At 73.1% G+C, this 24,594-nt stretch carries 25 protein-coding genes and 1 pseudogene; 15 read left to right on the plus strand and 11 right to left on the minus strand.

Annotated features, from left to right (window positions below):
- Positions 1-80: 80 nt before the first annotated feature.
- The gene (locus ALMP_RS09675) at positions 81-932 is read right to left on the minus strand and encodes a pirin family protein (protein ID WP_264925957.1); all 852 of its coding nucleotides are present in this window, start codon (positions 930-932) and stop codon (positions 81-83) included.
- Positions 933-1,061: 129 nt separating this feature from the next.
- Between ALMP_RS09675 and ALMP_RS09680 the strand changes: the two genes are divergently transcribed.
- From ALMP_RS09680 to ALMP_RS09700, 4 genes are all read left to right on the plus strand, one after another.
- Positions 1,062-1,526 carry a carboxymuconolactone decarboxylase family protein gene (locus ALMP_RS09680; protein ID WP_264925877.1) on the plus strand — a complete coding sequence of 155 codons (465 nt, stop codon included), beginning with the start codon at positions 1,062-1,064 and terminating at the stop codon, positions 1,524-1,526.
- A gap of 215 nt (positions 1,527-1,741) precedes the next feature.
- On the plus strand, positions 1,742-2,935 hold the full coding sequence (locus ALMP_RS44135; protein WP_309299447.1) for a bifunctional class I SAM-dependent methyltransferase/NUDIX hydrolase: 1,194 nt from the start codon (positions 1,742-1,744) through the stop codon (positions 2,933-2,935).
- Positions 2,936-2,960: 25 nt separating this feature from the next.
- On the plus strand, positions 2,961-3,521 hold the full coding sequence (locus ALMP_RS09695) for a GNAT family N-acetyltransferase (protein ID WP_264925878.1): 561 nt from the start codon (positions 2,961-2,963) through the stop codon (positions 3,519-3,521).
- A gap of 174 nt (positions 3,522-3,695) precedes the next feature.
- A complete protein-coding gene (locus tag ALMP_RS09700; protein ID WP_264925879.1) occupies positions 3,696-4,925 on the plus strand; it encodes a phosphodiester glycosidase family protein in 1,230 nt (409 codons plus the stop codon).
- A 21-nt stretch (positions 4,926-4,946) separates the two neighbouring features.
- On the opposite strand, the gene ALMP_RS09705 is transcribed toward ALMP_RS09700, so the two are convergent.
- From ALMP_RS09705 to ALMP_RS09730, 6 genes are all read right to left on the minus strand, one after another.
- The gene (locus ALMP_RS09705) at positions 4,947-5,141 is read right to left on the minus strand and encodes a hypothetical protein (protein WP_189940055.1); all 195 of its coding nucleotides are present in this window, start codon (positions 5,139-5,141) and stop codon (positions 4,947-4,949) included.
- A 118-nt stretch (positions 5,142-5,259) separates the two neighbouring features.
- Positions 5,260-6,117, minus strand: coding sequence for a phosphatidylinositol-specific phospholipase C/glycerophosphodiester phosphodiesterase family protein (locus ALMP_RS09710; RefSeq protein WP_264925881.1), 858 nt, complete (start codon positions 6,115-6,117; stop codon positions 5,260-5,262).
- A 172-nt stretch (positions 6,118-6,289) separates the two neighbouring features.
- Positions 6,290-7,381, minus strand: coding sequence for an acyl-CoA dehydrogenase family protein (locus tag ALMP_RS09715; RefSeq protein WP_264925883.1), 1,092 nt, complete (start codon positions 7,379-7,381; stop codon positions 6,290-6,292).
- Entirely contained in the window at positions 7,378-8,562 is a 1,185-nt protein-coding gene (locus ALMP_RS09720) for an acyl-CoA dehydrogenase family protein (RefSeq protein WP_264925884.1), read from the minus strand. The genes ALMP_RS09715 and ALMP_RS09720 overlap by 4 nt, the downstream gene beginning before the upstream one ends.
- Positions 8,559-9,536: an NADPH:quinone oxidoreductase family protein gene (locus tag ALMP_RS09725; RefSeq protein ID WP_264925885.1), complete on the minus strand. Its 978-nt coding sequence runs from the start codon at positions 9,534-9,536 to the stop codon at positions 8,559-8,561. Before ALMP_RS09725 ends, ALMP_RS09720 begins: the two co-directional genes overlap by 4 nt.
- A gap of 96 nt (positions 9,537-9,632) precedes the next feature.
- Positions 9,633-10,220 (minus strand): helix-turn-helix domain-containing protein, encoded by a 588-nt coding sequence (locus ALMP_RS09730; RefSeq protein WP_264925886.1) that lies wholly within the window; start codon positions 10,218-10,220, stop codon positions 9,633-9,635.
- A gap of 79 nt (positions 10,221-10,299) precedes the next feature.
- Here ALMP_RS09730 and ALMP_RS09735 point away from each other — a divergent pair, with 79 nt between their 5' ends.
- The 5 genes from ALMP_RS09735 (at position 10,300) to ALMP_RS09755 (ending at position 14,998) form a co-directional block, all read left to right on the plus strand.
- Positions 10,300-11,235, plus strand: coding sequence for an NAD(P)/FAD-dependent oxidoreductase (locus tag ALMP_RS09735; RefSeq protein ID WP_264925887.1), 936 nt, complete (start codon positions 10,300-10,302; stop codon positions 11,233-11,235).
- Positions 11,236-11,264: 29 nt separating this feature from the next.
- Positions 11,265-12,803: an ATP-dependent DNA ligase gene (locus ALMP_RS09740; RefSeq protein WP_264925888.1), complete on the plus strand. Its 1,539-nt coding sequence runs from the start codon at positions 11,265-11,267 to the stop codon at positions 12,801-12,803.
- Positions 12,800-13,264 carry an NUDIX domain-containing protein gene (locus ALMP_RS09745; RefSeq protein WP_264925889.1) on the plus strand — a complete coding sequence of 155 codons (465 nt, stop codon included), beginning with the start codon at positions 12,800-12,802 and terminating at the stop codon, positions 13,262-13,264. Before ALMP_RS09740 ends, ALMP_RS09745 begins: the two co-directional genes overlap by 4 nt.
- Positions 13,265-13,338: 74 nt before the next feature.
- Entirely contained in the window at positions 13,339-14,724 is a 1,386-nt protein-coding gene (locus ALMP_RS09750) for an NADP-dependent succinic semialdehyde dehydrogenase (RefSeq protein WP_264925890.1), read from the plus strand.
- A 25-nt stretch (positions 14,725-14,749) separates the two neighbouring features.
- The gene (locus ALMP_RS09755) at positions 14,750-14,998 is read left to right on the plus strand and encodes a DUF6213 family protein (protein WP_264925891.1); all 249 of its coding nucleotides are present in this window, start codon (positions 14,750-14,752) and stop codon (positions 14,996-14,998) included.
- Between the two features lie 76 nt (positions 14,999-15,074).
- On the opposite strand, the gene ALMP_RS09760 is transcribed toward ALMP_RS09755, so the two are convergent.
- Positions 15,075-16,298 (minus strand): acyl-CoA dehydrogenase family protein, encoded by a 1,224-nt coding sequence (locus ALMP_RS09760; protein ID WP_264925892.1) that lies wholly within the window; start codon positions 16,296-16,298, stop codon positions 15,075-15,077.
- Positions 16,299-16,467: 169 nt separating this feature from the next.
- Between ALMP_RS09760 and ALMP_RS09765 the strand changes: the two genes are divergently transcribed.
- Entirely contained in the window at positions 16,468-17,109 is a 642-nt protein-coding gene (locus ALMP_RS09765) for a TetR/AcrR family transcriptional regulator (RefSeq protein WP_264925893.1), read from the plus strand.
- Between the two features lie 59 nt (positions 17,110-17,168).
- Here the strand turns inward: ALMP_RS09765 and def are convergent, their stop codons facing one another.
- The gene (gene def, locus ALMP_RS09770) at positions 17,169-17,708 is read right to left on the minus strand and encodes a peptide deformylase (RefSeq protein ID WP_264925894.1); all 540 of its coding nucleotides are present in this window, start codon (positions 17,706-17,708) and stop codon (positions 17,169-17,171) included.
- Between the two features lie 157 nt (positions 17,709-17,865).
- Here def and ALMP_RS09775 point away from each other — a divergent pair, with 157 nt between their 5' ends.
- The 5 genes from ALMP_RS09775 to ALMP_RS09795 all read left to right on the plus strand — a co-directional run bounded on the left by ALMP_RS09775 (position 17,866) and on the right by ALMP_RS09795 (position 22,430).
- The gene (locus ALMP_RS09775) at positions 17,866-19,104 is read left to right on the plus strand and encodes a MurT ligase domain-containing protein (RefSeq protein ID WP_264925895.1); all 1,239 of its coding nucleotides are present in this window, start codon (positions 17,866-17,868) and stop codon (positions 19,102-19,104) included.
- A 20-nt stretch (positions 19,105-19,124) separates the two neighbouring features.
- The gene (locus ALMP_RS09780; protein WP_264925896.1) at positions 19,125-19,853 is read left to right on the plus strand and encodes a type 1 glutamine amidotransferase; all 729 of its coding nucleotides are present in this window, start codon (positions 19,125-19,127) and stop codon (positions 19,851-19,853) included.
- 252 nt (positions 19,854-20,105) lie between these two features.
- On the plus strand, positions 20,106-21,131 hold the full coding sequence (locus ALMP_RS09785) for a 6-phosphofructokinase (RefSeq protein ID WP_264925897.1): 1,026 nt from the start codon (positions 20,106-20,108) through the stop codon (positions 21,129-21,131).
- A gap of 113 nt (positions 21,132-21,244) precedes the next feature.
- Positions 21,245-22,195: a cytochrome c oxidase assembly protein gene (locus ALMP_RS09790; protein ID WP_264925898.1), complete on the plus strand. Its 951-nt coding sequence runs from the start codon at positions 21,245-21,247 to the stop codon at positions 22,193-22,195.
- Positions 22,196-22,256: 61 nt separating this feature from the next.
- Positions 22,257-22,430, plus strand: coding sequence for a hypothetical protein (locus ALMP_RS09795; protein ID WP_264925899.1), 174 nt, complete (start codon positions 22,257-22,259; stop codon positions 22,428-22,430).
- A gap of 3 nt (positions 22,431-22,433) precedes the next feature.
- On the opposite strand, the gene ALMP_RS09800 is transcribed toward ALMP_RS09795, so the two are convergent.
- Positions 22,434-23,639 carry a sensor histidine kinase gene (locus ALMP_RS09800; protein WP_264925900.1) on the minus strand — a complete coding sequence of 402 codons (1,206 nt, stop codon included), beginning with the start codon at positions 23,637-23,639 and terminating at the stop codon, positions 22,434-22,436.
- Positions 23,636-24,594, minus strand: a pseudogene (locus ALMP_RS09805) (cation acetate symporter); the annotation flags it as partial. The pseudogene ALMP_RS09805 and the gene ALMP_RS09800, both read right to left, overlap by 4 nt.

Consider the following 24,594-nt stretch of genomic DNA (forward strand, 5'->3'; position numbering starts at 1 on the left):
TCGGGGCCTCGGGGCGTCCTCGCCCGGCCCGCGCGGGGCGAGCCGGGCGAGGACGCGACGGAGGTGGGATCACCCGTGGCTCAGCGCACCCTCCCCCGCGGCCTCAACGGCACGTGCGGCAGTTCCGGCGCCGGCAGCGGGTCCCCGTCGTAGCCCTCCACCACGCCGAAACGGGTGCCGCTCGCCCAGTCCTCGCGGGCCTGTACGACCTCCTCGTGGGACCGGCAGACGAAGTTCCACCACATGACGATCTCCTCCTCGAAGGGCGGTCCGCCGAGGAGGACGGCGCGGGCGGGGGCGTCCGACTCGTTCGTCAGGGTGAGGTGGGCGGGCCCGGCCGGAAGGAAGCCCAGTTCGGACGGGTGCAGGGAGGTCTCGGCGAGGCGCACGTCGCCGGTGTCGACCAGCAGGCCGTGCTCGAAGGCCGGGTCGACGGGCAGGGTGATCTCCGCGCCCGTCTCCAGCACGATCTCCGCGCCGAGGAGCGGGGTGAACGTCCGCACCGGGGAGCTGGAACCGGCGAGTGAGCCCAGGAAGACCCTGATCTCGGCGCCGTCGAGCCGGACCGGCCGCGGGGCGTGGTGCTGGAAGTCCCGCGCGGTGTGGCGGTGTTCGTCCGGCAGGGCCACCCAGAGCTGGACGCCGTGCAGGGTCGTGGTGTCCGGGGTGGAGACCTCCGAGTGGCTGATGCCGTGCCCGCCGGTCATCAGGTTCACCTCGCCCGGGCGGACGTAGGCGTGGCTGCCGAGGCTGTCGCGGTGTTCGATCTCGCCGCTGAAGAGCCAGCTCACCGTCTGCAGCCCGGTGTGCGGGTGCGGTGCGACGTCCATGCCGCCGGACTCGGCGACGTCGTCGGGGCCGTAGTGGTCGGCGAAACACCAGGCCCCGATCAGGGACCGGCTACGCTGCGGCAGGGTCCGCCGTACCGTCATCGCACGGGGGCCACCCAGCGGCACGTCGCGCGGGGTGAGGACCTCGACCTTGCTCACTGTGGGCCACCTCTCATCGGGTTTTCCGTCGGGGCCCCTCCGGACCCCGCCAAGAAAGTTTAACATTCAACCATGACGCGACGGATCTTCATCGACAAGCAGAGCCCCAAGGCCTATCACGCCCTGGTCCAGACGTCCGAGGCCGTGCGGGCGACCGCCGCCGACGCGGGCCTGGAGCGGACCGTCGTGGAACTGGTCAACCTGCGGGTGTCGCAGCTCAATGGTTGCGCGTACTGCCTCGATCTGCACACACGGGCCGCCCTGCGCGGGGGCGAGACACCCCGGCGGCTCGGGGTGCTGGCGGCCTGGCGGGACACCGAGCTGTTCACTCCCCTGGAGCGCGCGGCGCTGGCGCTGGCGGAGGCGACCACCCTGCCGACCGACGCGGACGCCCAGGAGGCCGCGTACAGCGCCGCCCGCGAGGTCCTCACCGAGGACCAGATCTCGGCGGTGATCTGGGTGGCGGTCACCATCAACGCCTTCAACCGGGTCTCCATCATGAGCAAGCACCCGGTGCGCCGGCCCGACGGCGCGTGAACTCCTGGACGGCCGTGCGGTTCCGCGGTGCCTGTTCCCTGATCAGGGTGTGGGCCGTCGAACCACCCGGCGAGGCCCGCCCCGACCTCGACGTCTTCAGATGCGCTGGACGAAACGACGTCGGCGAGCCGCGTGGTCCCGGCCGGGTGATTGCGCGGCCCGCGCACCGGTAAGAATCCCCCGTCACCCCGCCCCTCGCGCCCCGGAGGCCGCCGATGCCGCACCCCCTCGTCCCGGACGGACCGGAGCCGGCCGGCGCCGACGCCCACGCCCGGCAGGCCCGGGAGGCCCACCCCCCGCGGCGCGGCACGGTCCCGGCGCAGGCCGAGCGGATCGACCGGTGGTTCCCCGGCGCGGGCCCGGACGAGGCGTTCCTGGGCGACCTCGAGGGCCGGCGCGTCCTGGACCTCGGCTGCGGCACCGGCCACCGCGCCGCCCGGCTCGTGCGCGCGTACGGCGCCCGGGTGGACGCGGTCGACGCGGCGGCGGGCCCGATCGAGCGGGCCCGGGCCCGGTACGGCGCGCTGCCCGGGCTGCGGCTCGTCCACGCGGACGCCGTGGCCCACCTGCGCGCGTCCGAGCCGTACGACGTCATCTACTCCGTCGACGCGGTGCCGTACGTCGATCCCCGGCGGCTGCTGCCGGCCCTGGCGACGGCGCTGGTGCCCGGCGGAACCCTGTGCTTCCGCGCGCCGCACACCACCTCGCGCGGCGACGGCCCCTCGTCGGAGATCGTCGACCGGCCGCAGGCCCTGCCGTTCGCGGGCGGCGGCGAGGCCACGGCCCGCGTGTGGATGCTGGCCCCCGAGGTCTGGGAAGGGCTCCTCGCCGACCACGGGCTGCGCGTGGAGGAGGTGGTGGAGGTGCCGGCGCCCGACCCCGCCGGCCTCGCCTCGTACCGCGTCTTCCGGGCCCGGCGGCCGATGCGGGTCTCCTCCCGGCCACGGGTGGCGCTGCCGCCCCGCGCGCACGCCGCCCTCGGCGTCGGTGCCGTCCTGCACGGCCCGCGCGGGCTGCTGCTCGGCCGGCACCGCCGGGGCACCTGGGAGCTGCCCGGCGGCACGGTGGAGCCCGGCGAGTCGCTCCAGGAGACGGCCGTACGGGAGCTGCGCGAGGAGACCGGACTGCGTGCCCGTCCCTCGGACGTGCGGCTCCTCGGCACCCTCCTCGACGACGCCGAGGGGGTCGTGCGGGTGACGGTCGCCGCCGTCGTCACCGACTGGCGGGGCGAACCGGCCGACCAGCCCGGCGAGAGCGTCGGCGACTGGCGCTGGTACCCCCTGGACCGCCTGCCGCCGTCCCTGTTCGTGTGCAGCGCACAGGCCCTCACCGCGTGGCGCCCGGACCTCCCGATCGACCACGCACCGGCCCACTTCACGCCGTACGCGGACCCTTCCGCGGCCGGATGATCACGGGCCGTGGTTGCATACGGCGATGACTCCCGACCCCGCCACGTCGCCGTTCTGCTCGATCCGGCCCCGGGTCCCGGCCGACCTGGACGCCTGCGTCGCCGCGCTCGCCCCGGTGCACACGCACAGCGATTACCCCGTCAACTGGCCCGCCGACCCCGCCGCCTGGCTCACTCCGCCCGCGTTGCTGGAGGGCTGGGTGGCCGAGCTGGACGGGCGGATCGTCGGGCACGCGGCGCTGTGCCGGGCAACGGACGGCGATCCGGCACCGCGGTTGTGGGGCTCGCGCCGGCCGGGTGCCGCGGCTGCCTGTGTCAGCCGGCTGTTCGTCGCACCCTCGGTGCGCGGACTGGGCGTCGGGGCGGCCTTGATGGAGCGGGCCGTCGGTGAGGCGCTGTCCCGCGGCCTGCACCCGGTGCTGGAGGTGGTCGCCTCCCATCCGTCGGTCGCCTTCTACGAGCGGCTCGGCTGGGAACTCCTCGGTGTCGTCGACGAGCGCTGGGGCCCGGACCAGTTGGTGTCCCTGCGCTGCTACGCGGCGCCCGTGGAACCTGACGCGCCGTCGGTGACACCCGTGGACGCCTGACGCGCCGTCGGCGCGCGAACGGACCCTTCGGGCGCGCCCGGGCACGAGCACGGGGAGACACGCCGGGTCGAACCGCGCCGTTTCTCACCCGTTCTCGTGGTGTTGACACCCACCCCCCGGCGGCCTTCCCACGGCCCATGAGAAAGTTGCGGCTCATACCGCACAGGGGGGTCTGTGACACGACATCAAAGACGGTCCGGTGCGCGCAGGACGTCGCTGACGCTGCTGACGGCGCTCGCCACGCTGGCCGGTGTGGCCCTGACGGGGGCGGCACCGGCCGGCGCCACGACCGGCACCACCCTCTCGCCGGGCGTGGTGTACCGGCACTACGACCTGAGGGCGGCGGCGGGCACCACGCATGTGCACGTGCTCAGCGTCGACCTGACCGACAGTCGGGTGCGCCTCGGCCTGCTGTACCCGGGGAAGGTGGCGTCCCGGGCCGCCGTCTCCCGCATGGCCGACGCCCAGAAGGCGGTCGCCGGCATCAACGGCGACTTCTTCAACATCAGCGAGGTGCAGCACCCGGGGATCGCGGCGACGGGCGCGAGCGTGGGCCCGGCCGTCGCGAACGGCAAGGCGCTCAAGGGGGCGGTCCCCGAGGCACAGCGGTTCGGGCCCGCCCTGCCGCGCGGCACGGACACCGACGACGTGTTCGGCGTCAGCGGTGACGGCCTGGCCCGGCTGGACAGCCTGGTCCTGACCGGCTCGCTCGGCACGGTCGGCCGGCGGATCCCGCTGGGCGGGCTGAACCAGTACGCGCTCGCGGAGAACTCCATCGGCGCGTACACCTCCGACTGGGGCAGCGTCTCCCGGGCCCGGGCCACCTGCGGCTCGGACACCGAGCGGGCCGCGCCGTGCAGCACGAACACCTACGAGGTGATCCTGAAGAAGGGCGTGGTCGCGTCCGCCTCGGCCACCCCGGGCAGCGGTCCCATCGCGGCGGACACCACGGTGCTGGTCGGCCGGGAGAGGGGCGCGCAGCGCCTGCGGACGTTCACCAAGGGGCAGCGGGTGGTGGTGCGCCACGGCCTCACGGCCGCGTCGCAGCGCGCGTACCGCTTCGCCCTCGGCGGCTACCCGGTGCTCACGGGCGGAACGCCGTTGGCCGGGCTGGACACGCGGACATCCGCCGTGCGCACGGCGGTCGGTATCGCGGGCGGTGGACAGCGGGTGCTGTTGTTCGCGGTCGACGGCGCGCCGGCGTACCGCAAGGGCCTGACGATCGCCGAGGTCGCCGCCGCCCTGAAGAGCCTCGGCGCGACCGAGGGCTTCAGTCTGGACGGCGGCGGCTCGTCGACCCTGGTCGCCCGCGCGCCGGGCGCCACGAAGGTCACGGTCCGCAACCACCCCTCGGACGGGACGGAGCGTGCCGTGCCGAACGGCATCGGTGTGTTCGCCCAGTGAGCGATCCGCACCCGCACGGCCTCACGGCCGCAGACTGCCGACGATGTCGGCGGTCGCCGTGAGGCCGCTGTGGATCGTGGGGGCCATGCTCGTGCCGGCCAGGAAGAAGCCGAGCAGCAGGCAGACCAGCGCGTGCGAGATCTTCAGTCCGCCGTTGCGCAGGAAGATCACCGCCAGGATCAGCAGCAACAGCACCACGGAAATGGAAACGGCCACGACAACCTCCTCCGCCACGTCCGCTTTCGCGGCATTCGGCCGCAAGTGTGGCGTAGCGGAGGGTTCGTCCGGGCGGCTGGCCTGTCCTCCGAACGGGTGGTGTCCGCGCGGAGGGTGACTACGCCCGGTGGGCGTCGAGGAAGGCCTCCAGGCCCGCCAGGTCGTCGGTGTTGAGGTAGTCGACGTCGGCGGCGAGGAGTTCGCCCCACAGCGCGTCGCGGGCGGGGCCCGGCACGTCGGGGGTGGCCCAGAACCGCACCTTCTGCCCGCGCCCGTGCGCCGCGCCGACGATGCCGCGCAGTTTCTGCCGCTCCGCCTCGGGGAAGGCGCCGACGCCGCGCCAGGTGAAGTTGTTCGTCCAGTTGTCGCTGATCAGCGAGGCGAAGGAGGCCTCGGTCGCGCCGAGGTCGGAGAGCCGGCCGTCGTAGAAGGCGCGGCGCACGGTCTGCGCGGCCATCGGCACCCGGGCCGCGCGGTCGCCGGAGATGACGGCGGTGACCGCCCCCCGGCGCACCCGGCCGTGCGCGTAGGTGGTGAACAGGTGCTGGTAGCGGCGGAGTTGGCGGTCGAGTTCGAGATACGTCGACGCCCCCTCGGTCTTGAGGTCGATCAGCAGCTGGAGCGGGGTGCGCCGGCCTCGATAGACGGAACCGTGGTGGGCCTTGACTCGGGCGGCGAGCGGGGCGAGGTAGAGGGACTCCAGGGTGCGGGCCGGGTCGAGGTCCACCGGGTCGTGGGCGACCAGGAGCTGCCCGTCGACGAGGAAGATGTCGGCCTCGACGCTGCCGAAGCGGTGGTCGAGGGCGTCGTGCAGGGGGCGCGGGTGCTCGTAGTCGTTGTGGGCGTGGGCGCGCCACAACGGGCGTGCACCGCGCTGCTGTTCGGCCGCCAGCGCGTTGCCGGCGGGGAGGGCGACCACGCCGGCGAGGGCTGCGCCGACGGTGGTGAGGGCTCTGCGACGGGTGGTGAGGGCCATGTTCTGCCTCCCTGTGGGGCGGGACCGGAGCCACAGGGAGTATGCGGCCGGTCAGCCCTCGACAGGCCTGTACATGCCAGGAGTTGGCCGGACCGCCGTCGCTTGTTCACTCCGTCCGCGCGGGCGCACGGAAAAGCCCGCCCCAGGTGGGGCGGGCTTCACCGAGTGACCGTCAGGGGGCGCGCAGGTCGACGAGTTCGGCCACGGCCGAGCGGTGGGCACCGGCCGTGCCGTACGCGATCGAGTCGGCCTTGGCCCGCTTGAGGTAGAGGTGCACCGGGTGCTCCCAGGTCATCCCGATACCGGCGTGCAGTTGCAGCGCCTCCTCGGCGGCGTGGACGGCGACGGGCGCCGCGTAGGCCTGCGCGACGGCGACCGCCACGGCCACCTCCTCGGCGGAGCCCTGGCCGGCGAGCACGTCGGCGGCGTTGCGGGCCGCGGCCCGCAGGTTCACGACCTCCAGCCACAGCTGCGCGAGCCGGTGCTTGAGCGCCTGGAAGCCGCCGACGGGCCGGTTGAACTGCTTGCGCTCCTTCAGATAGCGGACCGTCTCCGTCAACGCCCAGTCCGCCACGCCCAGTTGCTCGGAGGCCAGCAGCCCGGCCCCGGCGCTCAGGGCCCGCCGTACGGCGGGTGCGGCGTCGCCGAGACGGCGGCCTGGGGCGCCGGCGAGGGCGACCGTGGCGAGCGGGCGGGTCAGGTCGAGGGAGACCTGCGGGGTGACGTCCACGGCGTCGGCGTCGACGGCGTACAGCCCGCCGTCGTCGGCCGGCACCAGCAGCACGTCGGCCGCGAGCGCGTCCGCGACGCCGGTCACCTCCCCGTGGAGCGTGCCGTCCTCGACGTGTACGGCGGTGAAGGCGGCGCCGGGCGCGGTGTGCAGGCCGACCGCCAGCGCGCCGACGGTCCGCCCCGAGGCGAGCCGTCCGAGCAGCTCCTCGTCCCCGCAGGCCAGCAGCGCCTCGGTCGCGACGACGGCACTGGTCAGATACGGCACGGGGGCGGCGGCACGCCCCAACTCCTCCAGTACGACGGCGACTTCGCGGTGCGTGGCGCCCTGGCCGCCCTGCGCCTCGGGTACCAGCAGGCCGGCGAGCCCCATGCCCTCGGCGAGCGCCTTCCAGGCCTCGCGGTCGTGCGGCGCGTCCGACTCGGTGCGGGCGATCACGCCCGCCGGGTCGCAGTGGTCACCGAGCAGGTCGCGGACGGCGGCGCGGAGGGCCTCTTCCTCCTCCGAGTAGAGCAGGTCGGGCTGTGTGCTCATCGGGCCAGGTCCTTCCAGGCGACGTCCTTGTCGGTGCGCGGCTCGGCGGGCAGGCCGAGGACGCGCTCGGCGACGATGTTCAGCAGGACCTCGCTGGTCCCGCCCTCGATGCTGTTGCCCTTGGAGCGCAGGTAGCGGTAGCCGGCCTCGCGTCCGGTGAAGTCGACGAGTTCCGGGCGGCGCATGGTCCAGTCGTCGTACGACAGGCCTTCCTCGCCGAGGAGTTCGACCTCCAGGCCGCTGATCTCCTGGTTGAGGCGGGCGAAGGCGAGCTTCATGCCGGCGCCCTCGGGGCCGGGCTGGCCGGCGACGAGCTGCTGGCGCAGGCGTTCACCGGTGAGGCGGGCGACCTCGGCCTCGACCCACAGCTTCAGCAGCCGCTGGTGCAGGTCGTGGGTGCGCAGCTCCGGGCGCTCGCGCCAGGTCCTGGCGACGGGGCCGATCATGCCGCCCTCGCGGGGCAGCCGCATGCCGCCGATGGCGACGCGTTCGTTGTTCAGGGTGGTCTGCGCGACCCGCCAGCCGTCACCGACCTCGCCGAGGCGGCGGGAGTCGGGAATGCGGACGTCGGTCAGGAACACCTCGTTGAACTCGGCCTCGCCCGTGATCTGCCGCAGCGGCCGGACCTCGACGCCGGGGTCGGTCATGTCGCAGAGGAAGTAGGTGATGCCCGCGTGCTTCGGCACGCCCGGGTCGGTGCGGGCGATGAGGATGGCCCAGCGGGCGAGGTGGGCGCCGGAGGTCCACACCTTCTGCCCGTTGACCACCCAGTCCTCGCCCTCCCGCACGGCCCGGGTGCCGAGCGCGGCCAGGTCGGATCCGGCGCCCGGCTCGCTGAACAGCTGGCACCAGACCTCCTCGCCGGTCCACAGCGGCCGCAGATAGCGCCGCTTCTGCTCCTCGGTGCCGAACCGCAGGATCGTCGGCGCGGCCATCCCGAGGCCGATGCCGATGCGCCGCGGGTCGTTGTCGGGGGCGTCCGCGGCCTCCAGCTCGGCGTCCACGACGACCTGGAGGGAACGGGCGGCGCCGAGACCGCCGAGGCCCTCGGGGTAGTGCACCCAGGCGAGCCCGGCGTCGAAGCGGGCCCGCAGGAAGTCCAGGCGGTCGGTCGTGGCGGGCGGGTGCGCGGCCAGCAGCTCCCGGGTACGGCGGCGCAGTTCCTCTGCGTCGGTGGTCATGCGGCGGCTCCGTTCTCCAGCGACGGGACGACGGCGACCCGGCCGGTGGTGACGCCGTCACCGACCCGCTGGACGGCCGCGGCGGCCTCGGCGAGCGGCACCCGTTCGCTCACCAGCGGCTTGATCGCGCCGCGGGCGGCCAGTTCGGTGAGGCGCTCGTGGCAGTGCTGGACCAGCTTGGGATTCTTGGTGTTGTACAGGCCCCAGTGCAGGCCGAGGATCGAGTAGTTCTTCACCAGGGCGTGGTTCAGACCCGGGTTCGGGATGGTCCCGCTCGCGAAGCCCACGACCACGATCCGTCCCTCGAAGGCGACGACCTTGGCGGACTGGGCGTAGGCCTCGCCGCCGACCGGGTCGTAGACGACGTCCGCGCCCCGGCCGCCGGTGGCCTCCTTGACGGCGGCGACGACGTCCTCGCCGCGCCGGTCGATCACCACGTCACAGCCCAGCTCACGGGCCACGGCGGCCTTGTCGGCGCCGCCGACCACGCCGATGACCGTGGCGCCGGCGGCCTTGCCGAGCTGCACGGCCGCGCTGCCGACCCCTCCCGCGGCAGCGTGGACCAGCAGCGTCTCCCCCGCCTCCAGTCCGGCCCGGCGGTGCAGGCCGAACCAGCCCGTCTGGTAGCCGATGTGCAGCGCGGCGGCCTCGGCGTCGTCCAGTGACTCGGGCGCGGGCAGCAGGGCGGCGGCGTCCGCGACGGCGTACTCGGCGAAACCGCCGTACGGCAGCGTCGGGTTGGCGATGACGCGGCGGCCGTCCTCGGTCTCGCCGCAGATCTCCACCCCGGGGGTGAACGGCAGCGGCGGCCTGACCTGGTAATGGCCCCGCGCCATGAGCACGTCCGGGAAGTTGATGTTCGCGGCGCGCACCCGCAGCAGGACCTGGCCGTCGCCGGGCGTGGGCCGCTCCACCTCCTGGAGCCGCATCACCTCGCTCGGCTCGCCGTTCTCGTGCACCTGCCATGCCTGCATGCGGAGCCTCCACGGGACTGCGTCGTCTGACCGGGATGACCGGGGGTCGATCGCATACTAAGCGGTCGCTTGCCGATCAGGGAACAGTCGGGTGGGTCACGGCCGCTTGGGACGCGCCCGCACATGCATCCGCTCCCCCTGCGGCCCGAACAGGCTGAGGAACTCCACCGGGCCCTCTCCCGTCGACCCGAACCAGTGCGGGACGCGGGTGTCGAACTCGGCGGCCTCCCCCGCGGTCAGCACGACGTCGTGCTCGCCCAGCACCAGCCGCAGCTTCCCGGACAGCACGTACAGCCACTCGTAGCCCTCGTGGACACGGGGGTCCGGCTCCAGCCCGCGCTGCGGTTCCAGCACCTTGTAGGCCTGGAGCCCGCCGGGTTGACGAGTGAGCGGCCAGTGGGTGCGGCCGCCGCGCACGATCGGCTGCGCGCGCACCCGTGGATCGCGCACCGCCGGCGCGCCCACCAGCTCGTCCAGCGCCACCTCGTGGGCCCGCGCGATCGGCAGCAGCAGCTCCAGACTGGGCCTGCGCAGCCCCGACTCCAGCCGGGAGAGGGTGCTCACGGAGATGCCGGTCGCCTCGGACAGCCCTGCCAGCGTCGCACCCCGCTCCTTGCGGATCCGCCGCAGCCGGGGGCCGACCTCGGCGAGCACCGCCTCCATGTCTCCGTCGTCTTCGCTCATGGCCTCTATTGCAGTTTCGGCAAACATGTTTGTCAATGCCGCACCGGACGGGTGACCGTGGCCGTGGAGGTGGTCACACATGACCGAGAACACCGGTACCTACGAAGTGATCGTGATCGGCGGCGGTGCCGCGGGACTGTCCGCCGCCCTGGTGCTGGGCCGGGCCCGGCGCCGCACCCTGGTCGTCGACGCGGGCGAGCCGCGCAACGCGCCCGCCGCCCATATGCAGGGCTACCTGTCCCGGGACGGGATGCCGCCCGCCGAGTTCCTGGCGGCGGGCCGCGCGGAGATCGCCCGGTACGGCGTCGAGCTGGTCCGGGACCGCGCCGTGGACGCCACGAGGGGCGAGGACTTCGCCGTACGGCTGGCGGGAGGGCGGACCGTCCGCGCGCGGCGGCTGGTCGTCGCCACCGGCCTCGAGGACGAGCTGCCCCCGGTCGAGGGCCTCGCCGCCCGCTTCGGGCGGGACGTGCTGCACTGCCCCTACTGCCACGGCTGGGAGGTGCGCGACCAGGCCTTCGGCGTGCTCGCCACCAGCCCGGCAAGCGTCCACCAGGCGCTGATGGTGACCCAGTGGTCGAAGGACGTGACGCTCTTCCTGCACACCGTCGCCGAGGCCGACCTCTCCGACCAGGACCTGCGCCGGCTCGCCGCGGCCGGCGTGGCGGTGGTACCCGGCGAGGTGGCGGCCGTCGTCGTCGAGGACGACCGGCTCACCGGCGTCCGTCTCCACGGCACTGTCCACGCCCTGGAGACGCTGTTCGTCGCACCCCGGGCGGTGCCGCGGACCGGTCTCCTGGAGCGGCTGGGCGCCGAGATGACCGAAACCCCCTTCGGCACCTACCCGGTGATCGACCCTCGGGGCCTGACGACGGTCCCCGGTCTGTGGGCCGCCGGCAACGCCTCCGGCTTCGCCGAACAGGTCGTGAACGCCGCCAGCCGCGGCTACCGCGCCGGGGCCGCGATCAACGGGGAGCTGCTGATGACCGACCTGGACGCGGCGCTGGGGGTGTAAGGGAGGCGTCGGCGTTGCACCATGGCTGCATGCTGCTCAGCCGGCTCGCCGACGTGTCCCGGGAGGTCGCCGCCGCCTCGGCCCGCTCCCGCAAGATCGCGCTGCTCGCCGAACTCTTCCGGGACGCGGAGGCGGACGACGTGCCGATCGTCATCCCGTACCTGGCCGGGCGGCTGCCGCAGGGACGGCTCGGGGTCGGCTGGAAGGCACTGAGCCGTCCGGTCGCCCCGGCCGGCGCGCCCTCCCTCACCGTGCGCGAGGTGGACGCCCGGCTCACCGAGCTGGGCCAGCTGGCGGGCCCCGGATCGCAGGCGGAACGGGCGCGGCTGGTCGGGGAGTTGATGGGCGCGGCCACGGAGGGCGAACAGCGGTTCCTGCTCGGGCTGATCACCGGTGAGGTGCGGCAAGGCGCCCTGGACGCGGTGGCCGTGGAAGGGCTGGCGGTGGCGACGGACGTGCCGGCGGTGGACGTACGGCGGGCCGTGATGCTGGCCGGCTCGCTCCAGACGGTGGCGCGGGCGCTGCTCGGGGAGGGCCCGGCGGCGCTGGACCGCTTCCGGCTCACCGTCGGCCGGCCGGTCCTGCCGATGCTCGCGCACACGGCGTCCTCGGTGACCGAGGCGGTCGGCAAGCTGGGCGGCTGCGCGGTCGAGGAGAAGCTCGACGGCATCCGCGTCCAGGTCCACCGGGACCCGGACGGCGTACGGATCTACACCCGCACCCTCGACGACATCACCGACCGGCTGCCCGAAGTCACCTCGGCGGCCCGGGAGCTGGCGGGCGGGCGGTTCATCCTCGACGGCGAGGTCATCGCCTTCGACGCCGGCGGCCGGCCCCGCTCCTTCCAGGAGACCGCCGGCCGGGTCGGCTCCCGGACGGACGTCGCCAGGGCCGCCGAGGCGGTCCCCGTCTCCCCCGTCTTCTTCGACGCGCTGTCGGTGGACGGCCGCGACCTGCTCGACCTGCCGTTCGCCGAGCGGCACGCGGAACTGGCCCGGCTGGTGCCGGAGCCGATGCGGGTGCGGCGGACGGTGGTGTCCGGCGAGGAGGACCTCGCGGCGGCCGAGGAGTTCCTGCGGGAGACGTTGCGGCGCGGCCATGAGGGCGTGGTCGTGAAGTCCCTCGACGCGCCCTACAGCGCGGGCCGGCGCGGCGCTTCCTGGCTGAAGGTCAAGCCGGTGCACACCCTCGACCTGGTGGTGCTGGCCGCCGAGTGGGGGCACGGCCGGCGCACCGGCAGGCTCTCCAACCTCCATCTGGGCGCCCGCACCGCCGACGGCGGCTTCGCCATGCTCGGCAAGACCTTCAAGGGCATGACCGACGCGATGCTCGCCTGGCAGACCGAGCGCCTGCGGGAGCTGGCCGTCGAGGAGCGGGGTTGGGGCGTGACCGTACGCCCGGAACTCGTCGTCGAGATCGCCTACGACGGCCTGCAGCGCTCCACCCGCTACCCGGCCGGCGTCACCCTCCGCTTCGCCCGGGTGGTCCGCTACCGCGAGGACAAGCGCCCGGAGGAGGCCGACACGGTCGAGACCCTGCTCGCCGCCCACCCGCAGGTCCGGCCGTGACGGCGCGGCACAGCGCGGGCCTGCTGTTGTTCCGGCACACCGAAGGCGGTCTGGAGGTGTTGCTGGGGCATATGGGCGGCCCGTTCTTCGCCCGGAAGGACGCCGGTGCCTGGACCGTGCCGAAAGGCGAGTACGACCCCGACGAGCCCGCCTGGGAGGCCGCCCGCCGGGAGTTCCGCGAGGAGCTGGGGGTGGCGCCGCCCGACGGCGAGGCGGTCCCGCTCGGGGAGGTCCGGCAGGCCGGCGGCAAGACCGTCACGGCGTGGGCGGTCGAGGCCGATCTCGACCCGGCGGTGATCGAGCCGGGCACGTTCGTGATGGAGTGGCCGCCGCGCTCCGGGCTGATGCGGGAGTTCCCCGAGCTGGACCGGGTGGCGTGGCTGGGCCTGGACCGGGCGCGCGAGGTGATCGTGAGGGCCCAGAACGCGTTTCTCGACCGGCTGGCGGAGCACTCGGCCTGAGGGGCGCGCACGCGTTGCGGCTCCCGGCGCGGCGCGCGAAGGTCGAAGCACAGGCAGCTTGCAGGAGGTCGGTCATGCCCATCGCGACGGTGAACCCGGCGAACGGCGAGACGCTCAAGACATACGAGGCCATGGGCGAGGAGGAGGTCGAACGGCGGCTCCAGCTCGCGCAGGCCACGTTCCGCACGTACCGGACGACGACGTTCGCCGACCGCGCCCGGCTGCTGAACCGGGCCGCCGACCTGCTCGACGAGGACGGGCCGGAGATCGCCCGGGTGATGACCACCGAGATGGGCAAGCCGGTGAAACAGGCCCGCGCGGAGGCCGCGAAGTGCGCCAAGGCGATGCGCTGGTACGCCGAGCGCGCGGAGGGACTCCTCGCCGACGAGGAGCCGCCCGACGCCGACGTGCGGGACTCCGGCGCCTCGCGCGCCCTGATCCGCTACCGGCCGATGGGCCCGGTGCTCGCGGTGATGCCGTGGAACTTCCCGCTGTGGCAGGTGGTCCGGTTCGCCGCGCCCGCGCTGATGGCGGGCAACGTGGGCCTGCTCAAGCACGCCTCCAACGTCCCGCAGACCGCCCTCTACCTGGAGGATCTGTTCCACCGGGCGGGCTTCACCGAGGGCTGCTTCCAGACCCTGCTCATCGGCTCCGCCGCGGTCGATGACATCCTGCGCGACGAGCGGATCAAGGCGGCCACGCTCACCGGCAGCGAACCCGCCGGCCGTGCCGTCGCCTCCACCGCCGGCGAGATGATCAAGAAGACGGTGCTGGAGCTGGGCGGCAGCGACCCCTTCGTCGTCATGCCGTCCGCGGACGTCGACCGGGCCGCCGAGGTCGCGGTGACGGCACGGGTGCAGAACAACGGGCAGTCGTGCATCGCCGCGAAGCGGTTCGTCGTCCACTCGGACGTGTACGACCGGTTCGCCGAGCGCTTCACCGAGGGAATGCGGGCCCTGAAGGTCGGCGACCCGCTGGAGGAGGACACCGAGGTGGGGCCGCTCGCCAGCGAGCAGGGCCGCGACGACCTGGAGGAACTGGTGGACGACGCCCGGCGCGGCGGCGCGGGCGTGCTGTGCGGCGGTGAGCGCCCCGAGGGGCCCGGCTGGTACTACCCGCCGACCGTCCTCACCGGCGTCACCCGCGAGATGCGCATCCACCGCGAGGAGGCCTTCGGCCCGGTCGCCACGGTGTACCGGGCGGCCGACCTGGACGAGGCGGTCCTCATCGCCAACGACTCACCGTTCGGACTGAGTTCCAACGTCTGGACCCGCGACGCCTCGGAGGTCGACCGTTTCGTCCGGGATCTGGAGGCGGGCGGCGTGTACGTCAACGGGATGACCGCGTCCCACCCGGCGTTCCCGTTCGGCGGTGTGAAGCGGTCGGGCTACGGGCGTGAGCTGTCCGGGCACGGAATCCGGGAGTTCTGCAACATCACCACGGTTTGGCACGGTGCGTGACGCTTCCAGGGCTACGATCCCGTCTGTGAACCGCGAAGTGACTCTGCCTCTGATCGTCGACGACCGCGGGCACTTGCAGGTGGCCGCGGCCGACGTGAGCAAGCTGCTCCGCACGTTGGGGGGTCGGTGGCTCCATCTCGTCGAGGCCGGGTCGGAGGGGCTGGACGAGGACACGGTGGCCGCCCTGACGATCGAGCTCGCGAAGCTGGCCGACCGGATCGACGTGGCGTGCATCGCGCACAGCAGCGGAGCTGCGCCGTGGGAACACCGGTGAGCACAGTGGGACACCCGTGAGCGCGCCCACCTGAGAGCGGCGCGGGGAACCGCGGCGCACGGTCCCCCGTCCGGTGCTACCGGATCGGCATTCCCGACAGGGTCCGCGCGATCACCAGCCGCTGGATCTCGCTCGTCCCCTCGAAGATGGTGTAGATCGCCGCGTCCCGGTGCATGCGCTCCACCGGGTACTCCCGCGTGTAGCCGTTGCCGCCGAGGATCTGGATGGCCTGAGCGGTGACCTTCTTGGCCGTCTCGCTCGCGAACAGCTTCGACATGGAGCCCTCGGCGGCGGTGAACGGCCTGCCGTTGATCGCCATCCAGGACGCGCGCCAGACCAGCAGACGGGCGGCGTCGATCTGGGTCCGCATGTCCGCCAGCTGGAAGGCCACGCCCTGGTTGTCGATGATCGGCCGCCCGAACTGCTCACGGGTCTTCGCGTAGTCGAGGGCGACCTCGTAGGCGGCCCGGGCCGTGCCCACCGCCATCGCTCCCACGGCGGGGCGGCTCGCCTCGAAGGTGGCCATCGCCGCGTTCTTCACCCGCTCGCCGGACTTGGCCCGCTCACGGGCCCGGGCGAGGCGCTCGTCCAGCTTCTCCTTGCCGCCGAGCAGGCAGGAACCGGGCACCCGGACGTGGTCGAGGATCACCTCGGCGGTGTGCGAGGCGCGAATGCCGTGCTTCTTGAACTTCTGCCCCTGCGCGAGGCCGGGCGTGCCCGGCGGGACGATGAAGGAGGCGTGGCCCTTGGAGCCCAGCTCGGGGTCGACGACCGCGACGACCACATGGACGTTGGCGATGCCGCCGTTGGTCGCCCAGGTCTTCGTGCCGTTGATCACCCACTCGTCCTTGGCCTCGTCGTACACCGCGCGGGTGCGCATGGAGGCCACGTCCGAGCCGGCGTCGGGCTCGGAGGAGCAGAAGGCGGCGACCTTGACGTCGCCCGCGTCGCCGTACATCTGCGGGATCCAGGTGCCGATCTGCTCCTCGGTGCCGTTGGCGAGGACGCCCACGGCGGCGAGGCCGGTGCCGACGATGGACAGGGCGATGCCGGCGTCGCCCCAGAACAGCTCCTCCATGGCCATCGGGATGCCGAGGCCCGTCGGGTCGAAGTACTGCTGGGCGTAGAAGTCGAGGGAGTAGATGCCGACCTTCGCCGCCTCCTGGATGACCGGCCAGGGAGTCTCCTCACGCTCGTCCCATTCGGCGGCCGCGGGGCGGATGACGTCGGCGGCGAAGCCGTGCAGCCAGTCCCGGACCTCCTTCTGTTCGTCGTTGAGCTCCATGGTGAACTCGGCCATGTCCCCTCCAGCGGCGACGCGTGGTGTTACTAGCGGTAACGCGAGTCTGTTACCGGTCGGTAGGAAAAGTCAACTCCTGATGACAGCTCGGCAGCCCGTTCGATGTCAGGCTGTTGTCAGGTGTTAGTTTGCGCAGGCGTCACGGATTCACCACGGGTGGGGAGAGCACATGGACACCACGCAGCGGACCGAGCAGCAGCGGTCCGCCGACCGCCGACGGCGCGAGTTGCTGGAGGCCGCGGACCGCGTGGTGCTCCGGGACGGCCCCCAGGCGTCGATGAACGCCATCGCCGCCGAGGCCGGCATCACCAAGCCGATCCTGTACCGGCACTTCGGTGACAAGGGCGGGCTGTACGCCGCTCTCGCCAAGCGGCACACGGACGCGCTGCTGGACTCGCTGCGGGCGGCGCTGGACGCCCCCGCCGAGCGTCGGGAGCGGGTCGAGGCCACGCTGGACACCTACCTCGCCGCCATCGAGGCCCGGCCCCAGGTGTACCGGTTCCTGATGCACCCGGCCGAGGTGTCGCCGGGCGAGCAGGGGTTCGACGTCGGCAAGCACTCGGCCCCGCTGCTGCGGCGGATGGGCGAGGAACTCGCCCAGGTGATCGAGGAGCGGCTGGACCTCGGGCCCGGGAGCCAGCAGCTGGCCCGGGTGTGGGGACACGGGATCGTCGGAATGATGCACGCGGCCGGAGACTGGTGGCTGGGCGAGCGTCCCTGTTCGCGCGCGGAGCTGGTACGGAGCCTGGCGGATCTGCTGTGGGGCCGGCTCGCGGCGGCCGGGGACAGGATGGGCGGTCCGGGCTTCTGACGGCCGCCCCGGGCACCCCTCACCGGTCCCGCCTTCTGACGGCCGCCCCGGGTGACCCGTCACCGGTGCCAGTCGGCGCGCGCCACCTGGCGCATGAGGCGTCTGTGGCGCCAGCCGGTCACCCGGTCCGCGTACACCGTCCCCTCCAGGTGGTCGCACTCGTGCTGGAGGCACCGGGCGAAGAATCCCGTGCCGTGGACCGTCACCGGTTCCCCCGTCATCGTGACCCCCTCGACCACCGCGTGGTCGTAGCGCTCCGTCCCCGCCTCCAGGCCGGGCAGGGACAGACAGCCCTCCGGGCCGCGCAGGACGATCCCGTCCGCCTCCACCAGCCTCGGGTTCACCACATGCCCCAGGTGGCGGACCTCCTCGTCGTCGGGGCAGTCGTAGACGAACACCCGCGACGGCACCCCCACCTGGTTGGCGGCGAGGCCGACGCCCCGGGCGGCGTACATCGTGGCGAACATGTCCTCGACGAGCCGGGCGAGTCCGGGGCCGAAGTCGGTGACCTCGCGGCAGGGTTCCCTCAGGACGGGGTCGCCGAGCAGGGTGAGGGGCCGGACTCGCCCTCGGGCGCCCGGGATGGAGCCGTGTCGCATGGCGGCAAGGGTACGGTCCTCTCTGACACGCGCATGCCGCGGGCGGGGTGAGGCGGTGCCGGGATTCGGGAGTGCGAATGGATCTCGATAGGCTGACCACCTACCACGTTGCCGTCAGGCAGAGGCGCGGCGCGTACGCAAGGAGGATCGAGAACTGATGGCAGGCAACTCGGACCCGCTCACGCCGCGGGCCAAGCTGGCCGTGACCGCGGGCAAGGCGGTCGCGGCGGCATCGCGCGCCGCGGGGCGCGGCAGCGGTTCGGTGATCGGCGGCCGGGTGGCCCTGAAACTCGACCCCGACCTCCTCGCCCGGCTCGCCCAGAACCTGGACGTCGTCCTCGTCTCGGCGACCAACGGCAAGACCACGACGACGAGGCTGATCGCGGAGGCGCTGCGGGCCGCCGGGCCGGTCGTGTCCAACGCGCTCGGCGCCAACATGCCCGCCGGCATCACCTCGGCGCTCGCGGGCGGTTCGGACGCCAGATACGGCGTCATCGAGGTCGACGAGAAGTACCTCGCGGGCGTGGCCCGGGACACCGCCCCCAAGTGCATCGCGCTGCTCAACCTCTCCCGCGACCAGCTCGACCGCGCCGCCGAGACCCGCATGCTCGCGGAGAACTGGCGTGAGGGTCTGGCCGGCGCCAAGGCCGTCATCGTCGCCAACGCCGACGACCCGCTGGTGGTGTGGGCCGCGTCGTCCTCCCCCAACGTGATCTGGGTCGCCGCCGGGCAGATGTGGAAGGACGACGCCTGGTCCTGCCCGTCCTGCGGCGGTGTGATGCAGCGTCCGGGCGACGACTGGTTCTGTGGCGAGTGCGGCTTCCGGCGGCCGACGCCGAGCTGGGTGCTCTCCGGCGACCACGTCCTCGACCCGCACGGCTCCGCCTGGCCGATCCACCTTCAGCTGCCGGGCCGCGCCAACAAGGCCAACGCCGCCTCCTCGGCCGCAGTCGCCGCCGTCTTCGGCGTGCCCCCGCAGGTGGCGCTGGAGCGTATGTACCAGGTGCAGGCCGTCGCCGGACGCTACGACGTCGTCCAGTTCATGCAGCGCGACCTGCGGCTGCTGCTCGCGAAGAACCCGGCGGGCTGGCTCGAAACGTTCAGCCTGATCGATCCGCCGCCCACCCCGGTCATCCTGTCGGTGAACGCGCGCGGCGCGGACGGCACCGACACCTCCTGGCTGTGGGACGTCGACTACACCCGGCTGACCGGCCACCCGATCTTCGTCATCGGTGACCGCAAGCTGGACCTCGCGGTGCGTCTGGAGGTCGCCAATCAGCACTTCCAGGTCTGCGAGAGCGTCGACCAGGCCGTGCAGATGGCGCCTCCCGGCCGGATCGAGGTCATCGCGAACTACACCGCCTTCCAGGACCTGCGCCGCCGCGTCGGCAACTGAGCACGAGGGACCATCACGTGATGAGTGACAACCAACTGCGGGTCGTCTGGGTCTACCCGGACCTCCTCAGCACCTACGGCGACCAGGGCAACGTCCTGGTCGTGGAGCGCCGGGCGCGGCAGCGCGGCCTCGACGTGGCCCGCCTCGACGTGCGCAGCGACCAGCCGATCCCGACCTCCGGCGACATCTACCTGATCGGCGGCGGCGAGGACCGTCCGCAGCGGCTCGCGGCCGAGCGGCTGCGCCGCGACGGGCATCTGTACCAGGCGGTGCAGAACGGCGCGATCGTGTTCGCGGTGTGTGCCGGCTACCAGATCCTGGGCCACGAGTTCGTCAACGACCTCGGTCAGCGCGAGCCGGGCCTCGGTCTGCTCGACGTCACCACGACCCGCGGGCAGGGCGAGCGGTGTGTCGGTGATGTCCTCGCCGACATCGACCCGCGCCTCGGTCTGCCGCCGCTGACCGGCTTCGAGAACCATCAGGGCATCACCCATCTCGGCCCGACCGCCCGTCCGTTCGCCCGCGTCCAGATCGGCAAGGGCAACGGCACCGGCGACGGCACCGAGGGCGCGTTCAACGACACCGTCTTCGGTACCTACATGCACGGCCCGGTGCTGGCCCGCAACCCGCTCATCGCGGACCTGCTGCTGAAGCTGGCGCTCGACGTCAACGCGCTTCCGCCGACCGACGACCGCTGGTACGAGGCGCTGCGCAACGAGCGCATCGCGGCTGCGCAGCAGCCTGCGTAGGTACAGCTGCGCAGCAGCCCGCGCACAGCTGCGCAGCAGCCCGCGTAGGCACGCCTGTGCGAGGTGTGTGTTCACCTGATTTTCAGGGTGCCGTCAGCGGCCCGTCTGACGGTGCATCCGCACAGGTGAGCGGGCACGTCCAGCAGGCGGACGCGTGCTTCGGCCCCGCCCCCTCCTGCCGCTAGGGTGGCGGGGATCGAGCCGGACAGCGTGGTCCGGACCCGGCCCACGTCAAGAAGGTTGTTTCGGGCTATGCGCATTGGTGTCCTCACGTCCGGCGGCGACTGCCCCGGCCTGAACGCCGTCATCCGGTCCGTCGTGCACCGTGCCGTCGCCGACCACGGCGACGAGGTCATCGGCTTCCGGGACGGCTGGAAGGGCCTTCTGGAGTGCGACTACCTCAAGCTCGACCTCGACGCGGTGGGCGGCATCCTCGCCCGCGGCGGCACCATCCTCGGCTCCTCCCGCGTGCAGCCCTCGCACCTGCGGGACGGCGTGGAGCGGGCCCGTGGCCATGTCGCGGAGCTCGGCCTGGACGCCGTCATCCCGATCGGCGGTGAGGGCACCCTCAAGGCCGCCAAGCTGATGGCGGACAACGGGCTGCCCATCGTGGGCGTGCCGAAGACCATCGACAACGACATCGCGGTCACGGACGTCACCTTCGGCTTCGACACGGCCGTCGGGGTCGCGACGGAGGCGCTCGACCGGCTCAAGACCACCGCCGAGTCCCACCAGCGGGTCCTGGTCGTGGAGGTCATGGGCCGCCACACCGGCTGGATAGCGCTGCACTCCGGCATGGCCGCCGGCGCCCACGCCATCGTCGTACCGGAGCGGCCCTTCGACATCGAGGAGCTGGCCCGCCGGGTCGGCGAACGGTTCGAGGCGGGCAAGCGGTTCGCGATCGTCGTCGCGGCGGAGGGGGCCAAGCCGGCGCCCGGCACCATGGCCTTCGACGAGGGCGGCAAGGACATCTACGGGCACGAGCGGTTCGCGGGGATCGCGCGGCAGCTCTCCGTCGAGCTGGAGTCGCGGCTCGGCAAGGAGGCCCGTCCGGTGATCCTCGGGCATGTGCAGCGGGGCGGCACGCCGACGGCGTACGACCGGGTGCTCGCCACGCGCTTCGGGTGGCACGCGGTGGAGGCGGTGCACCGGGGTGAGTTCGGGATGATGACGGCGCTGCGCGGCACGGACATCGTGATGGTGTCGCTTGCGGAGGCCGTGGAGACGCTGAAGACCGTTCCGGAGGAGCGGTACGCGGAGGCCGAGACCGTGCTGTAGCCGTCGCTCGCGACGGCTGACGACCCGCCCCCGGTGACAGACGTCGCCGGGGGCGGTCCTAGTCTTGGGGCGGCAGGAAACGCACATCCCCTCACGAATCAGGAGCCGACGCAATGGATCACAGCGGGCACGGCATGACCATGGATCTGCCGCCGTTCACGCTGGCGCGGGGGCTCCAGTGGTCGGCGGACCCGTTCTTCCTCGTCGCCTGTCTGCTGGGGCTGGCCCTGTACGGCTGGGGGGTCGTGCGGCTGCGGCGGCGCGGTGACGCGTGGCCGGTGGCGCGGACCGTGTCGTACGTGGCCGGCGTGCTGACGATCGCGCTCGTGATGTGCACCGCGCTGAACGACTACGGGATGGTCATGTTCAGCGTGCACATGGTGCAGCACATGGTGATCAGCATGCTCTCGCCGATCCTGATCCTGCTGGGCGCGCCGGTGACGCTGGCGCTGCGGGCGCTGCCGGCCGCGGGCAAGGGGCGCCGGGGGCCGCGTGAGCTGCTGCTGATGCTGCTGCACAGCCGGTACATGCGGATCGTCACGCATCCGGCGTTCACGATCCCGTTGTTCATCGCCAGCCTGTACGCGCTGTACTTCACGCCGCTGTTCGACTTCCTGATGGGCTCCAAGGTGGGGCACGTCGCGATGATGGTGCACTTCCTCGCCGTCGGCGTGGTGTTCTTCTGGCCGATCATCGGCGTCGACCCGGGGCCGCACCGGCCCGGTCACCTGATGCGGATGCTGGAGCTGTTCGCGGGCATGCCGTTCCACGCGTTCTTCGGGATCGCGCTGATGATGGCGTCGGCACCGATGGTGGGGACGTTCGAGAACCCGCCCGCCTCGCTCGGCATCGACGCGCTGGCCGACCAGAACGCGGCCGGCGGCATCGCCTGGGCGTTCAGTGAGATCCCCTCGGTGCTGGTCCTGATCGCCCTGCTGTTCCAGTGGTACGGCTCCGAGCAGCGCCAGGCCCGCCGCAAGGACCGCGCCGCCGACCGGGACGGCGACAAGGAGCTGGAGGCGTACAACGCCTATCTTGCGTCGCTCAACGCCCGCGGACGCTGATCCCGGGGCACCATGGAGGCGGACGCGCCCTGCGGAGGGTGTGCCGGAGGAGGGTGCCGCGATGCCCAGATCATCCACGGACGGTTCCACGAAGACCATGGGGGCGCTCACCCTCGGGGGGCTCGTCGTGGTGACGGCCTACACGGTGGCGCTCGGCAGCAACGGCTGGCTGTGGTTCGGCTGGGTCGTGCTCGGGCTGATCACGCTCGCGCTGGTCGTCATGCGGACCGGCTGATCCCTACTCCGGTGTGAGCCGGCCGCCCGAGTGCACGCCCGGCTGGTACTTCGGCAGCCGGGCGGTGACCTTCATGCCCGCGCCGGGCGCGGTCTCGATGACGAGGCCGTAGTCGTCGCCGTACACCTGGCGGAGCCGGTCGTCGACGTTGGACAGGCCGATGCCGCCGGACGGGCTGACCTCGCCCGCGAGGATGCGCCGCAGCAGGGCCGGATCCATGCCCGCGCCGTCGTCCTCGATGACGACGAGGGCCTCGGCGCCGGTGTCCTGCGCGGTGATCTGGATGTGGCATTTGTCGGCCTTGCCCTCCAGTCCGTGCTTGACGGCGTTCTCCACGAGGGGCTGGAGGCAGAGGAAGGGCAGCGTCACCGGCAGGACCTCGGGGGCGATCTGCAGGGTGACGGCGAGGCGGTCACCGAACCGGGCCCGTACCAGCGCCAGGTAGTGGTCGATGGCGTGGAGCTCGTCGGCGAGGGTGGTGAAGTCGCCGTGCCGGCGGAACGAGTAGCGGGTGAAGTCCGCGAACTCCAGGAGGAGTTCGCGGGCGCGTTCGGGGTCGGTGCGGACGAAGGACGCGATCACGGCGAGCGAGTTGAAGATGAAGTGCGGGGAGATCTGGGCGCGCAGGGCCTTGATCTCGGCCTCGATGAGGCGGGTGCGCGACTGGTCGAGGTCGGCCAGCTCCAGTTGGACGCTCACCCAGCGGGCGACCTCACCGGCGGCCCGGACCAGGACGGCGGACTCGCGGGGCGCGCAGGCGACGAGGGCGCCGTGCACCCGGTCGTCGACGGTGAGCGGCGCGATGACGGCCCAGCGGACCGGACAGTCGGGCGCGTGGCAGGTCAGCGGGAAGGCCTCGCCGCGGCCGGTGTCCAACGGGCCGGACAGCCGGGCCATGATCTCGGTGCGGTGGTGGGCGCCCACCCCGTCCCAGACCAGGACCCGTTCGTGGTCGGTCAGGCAGAGCGCGTCCGTGCCGAGCAGGGTGCGCAGCCGGCGGGCCGATCTGCGGGCGGTCTCCTCGGTGAGGCCGGCCCGCAGCGGGGGCGCGGCGAGGGACGCGGTGTGCAGGGTCTGGAAGGTGGCGTGCTCGACGGGGGTGCCGAGATCGCCGAGGCTCTGCGGGCGGGCGGTGCGCCGGCCGAGCCAGAAGCCGACGGCGACGAACGGGAGGATGGCGATGCACACGCCGGCCAGGAAGCCGCTCATGCCCTGACCTCCCGCAGTTCCTCCGCGCGCAGTTCCTCCGGCAGGTGGAAGCGGGCGAGGATCGCCGCCGTGCCGGCCGGGACCCGGCCCGGGGTGGCGAGGGACACCAGGATCATCGTGAGGAAGCCCAGCGGCACCGACCACAGCGCGGGCCAGGCGAGCAGGGCGTGCAGTCCGCCCGTCACGGGCGGACCGGCCATGGTCGCGGCGACGGCGGCGAACGCCGAGCCGCCGCCGACGAGCATCCCGGCGGCCGCGCCGGGCGGGGTGAGCCGGCGCCACCAGATGCCGAGGACGAGCAGCGGGCAGAAGGAGGACGCGGAGACGGCGAAGGCGAGCCCGACCGCGTCGGCCACCGGCAGCCCGCCCACCAGCATGCTCGCGGCGAGCGGGACGACCATGGCGAGCCCGGTGCCGAGCCGGAAGTGGCGTACGCCGCGCGTGGGCAGGACGTCCTGGGTGAGGACACCGGCCACGGCCATGGTCAGGCCCGAGGCGGTGGACAGGAACGCGGCGAAGGCGCCGCCGGCGATCAGCGCGCCGAGCAGGTCGCCGCCGAGCCCGCCGATCACCCGGTCCGGCAGCAGCAGGACGGCGGCGTCGGCGTCGCCGGTGAGGGCCAGCTCGGGGGCGTAGAGCCGGCCGAGGGCGCCGTAGACGGGCGGCAGCAGGTAGAAGCCGCCGACCAGGGCGAGGACGGCGACGGTGGTACGGCGGGCGGCGACGCCGTGCGGGCTGGTGTAGAAGCGGACGACGACGTGCGGCAGGCCCATGGTGCCGAGGAAGGTGGCGAGGATCAGCCCGTACGTGGCGTACAGGGGGCGTTCCTCGCGGCCGGCGGCGAGGGAGGTGGACATGCCGCCGTTGCTGCCGCGGTCGGCGGTGGGGACGGCGGAGCCCTCCGGGAAGGTGAGGCGGGTGCCCTGGGCGATGCGGTGGGTGCCGGCCGCGAGGG

Source organism: Streptomyces sp. A012304 (assembly GCF_026008495.1).
Taxonomy (GTDB): Bacteria; Actinomycetota; Actinomycetes; order Streptomycetales; family Streptomycetaceae; genus Streptomyces.

Excerpts from the sequence above, each read along its gene's own strand:
- ALMP_RS09760 (WP_264925892.1), bottom strand. The coding sequence starts at position 16,298 with ATGGCCGAGTTCACCATGGAGCTCAACGACGAACAGAAGGAGGTCCGG.
- ALMP_RS09680 (WP_264925877.1), top strand. The coding sequence starts at position 1,062 with ATGACGCGACGGATCTTCATCGACAAGCAGAGCCCCAAGGCCTATCAC.
- def (WP_264925894.1), bottom strand. The coding sequence starts at position 17,708 with ATGCGACACGGCTCCATCCCGGGCGCCCGAGGGCGAGTCCGGCCCCTC.
- ALMP_RS09740 (WP_264925888.1), top strand. The coding sequence starts at position 11,265 with ATGCTGCTCAGCCGGCTCGCCGACGTGTCCCGGGAGGTCGCCGCCGCC.
- ALMP_RS09785 (WP_264925897.1), top strand. The coding sequence starts at position 20,106 with ATGCGCATTGGTGTCCTCACGTCCGGCGGCGACTGCCCCGGCCTGAAC.
- ALMP_RS09800 (WP_264925900.1), bottom strand. The coding sequence starts at position 23,639 with ATGAGCGGCTTCCTGGCCGGCGTGTGCATCGCCATCCTCCCGTTCGTC.
- ALMP_RS09695 (WP_264925878.1), top strand. The coding sequence starts at position 2,961 with ATGACTCCCGACCCCGCCACGTCGCCGTTCTGCTCGATCCGGCCCCGG.
- ALMP_RS09790 (WP_264925898.1), top strand. The coding sequence starts at position 21,245 with ATGGATCACAGCGGGCACGGCATGACCATGGATCTGCCGCCGTTCACG.
- ALMP_RS09750 (WP_264925890.1), top strand. The coding sequence starts at position 13,339 with ATGCCCATCGCGACGGTGAACCCGGCGAACGGCGAGACGCTCAAGACA.
- ALMP_RS44135 (WP_309299447.1), top strand. The coding sequence starts at position 1,742 with ATGCCGCACCCCCTCGTCCCGGACGGACCGGAGCCGGCCGGCGCCGAC.
- ALMP_RS09720 (WP_264925884.1), bottom strand. The coding sequence starts at position 8,562 with ATGACCACCGACGCAGAGGAACTGCGCCGCCGTACCCGGGAGCTGCTG.
- ALMP_RS09765 (WP_264925893.1), top strand. The coding sequence starts at position 16,468 with ATGGACACCACGCAGCGGACCGAGCAGCAGCGGTCCGCCGACCGCCGA.
- ALMP_RS09735 (WP_264925887.1), top strand. The coding sequence starts at position 10,300 with ATGACCGAGAACACCGGTACCTACGAAGTGATCGTGATCGGCGGCGGT.
- ALMP_RS09795 (WP_264925899.1), top strand. The coding sequence starts at position 22,257 with ATGCCCAGATCATCCACGGACGGTTCCACGAAGACCATGGGGGCGCTC.
- ALMP_RS09715 (WP_264925883.1), bottom strand. The coding sequence starts at position 7,381 with ATGAGCACACAGCCCGACCTGCTCTACTCGGAGGAGGAAGAGGCCCTC.
- ALMP_RS09775 (WP_264925895.1), top strand. The coding sequence starts at position 17,866 with ATGGCAGGCAACTCGGACCCGCTCACGCCGCGGGCCAAGCTGGCCGTG.
- ALMP_RS09675 (WP_264925957.1), bottom strand. The coding sequence starts at position 932 with ATGACGGTACGGCGGACCCTGCCGCAGCGTAGCCGGTCCCTGATCGGG.
- ALMP_RS09725 (WP_264925885.1), bottom strand. The coding sequence starts at position 9,536 with ATGCAGGCATGGCAGGTGCACGAGAACGGCGAGCCGAGCGAGGTGATG.
- ALMP_RS09730 (WP_264925886.1), bottom strand. The coding sequence starts at position 10,220 with ATGAGCGAAGACGACGGAGACATGGAGGCGGTGCTCGCCGAGGTCGGC.
- ALMP_RS09710 (WP_264925881.1), bottom strand. The coding sequence starts at position 6,117 with ATGGCCCTCACCACCCGTCGCAGAGCCCTCACCACCGTCGGCGCAGCC.
- ALMP_RS09780 (WP_264925896.1), top strand. The coding sequence starts at position 19,125 with ATGAGTGACAACCAACTGCGGGTCGTCTGGGTCTACCCGGACCTCCTC.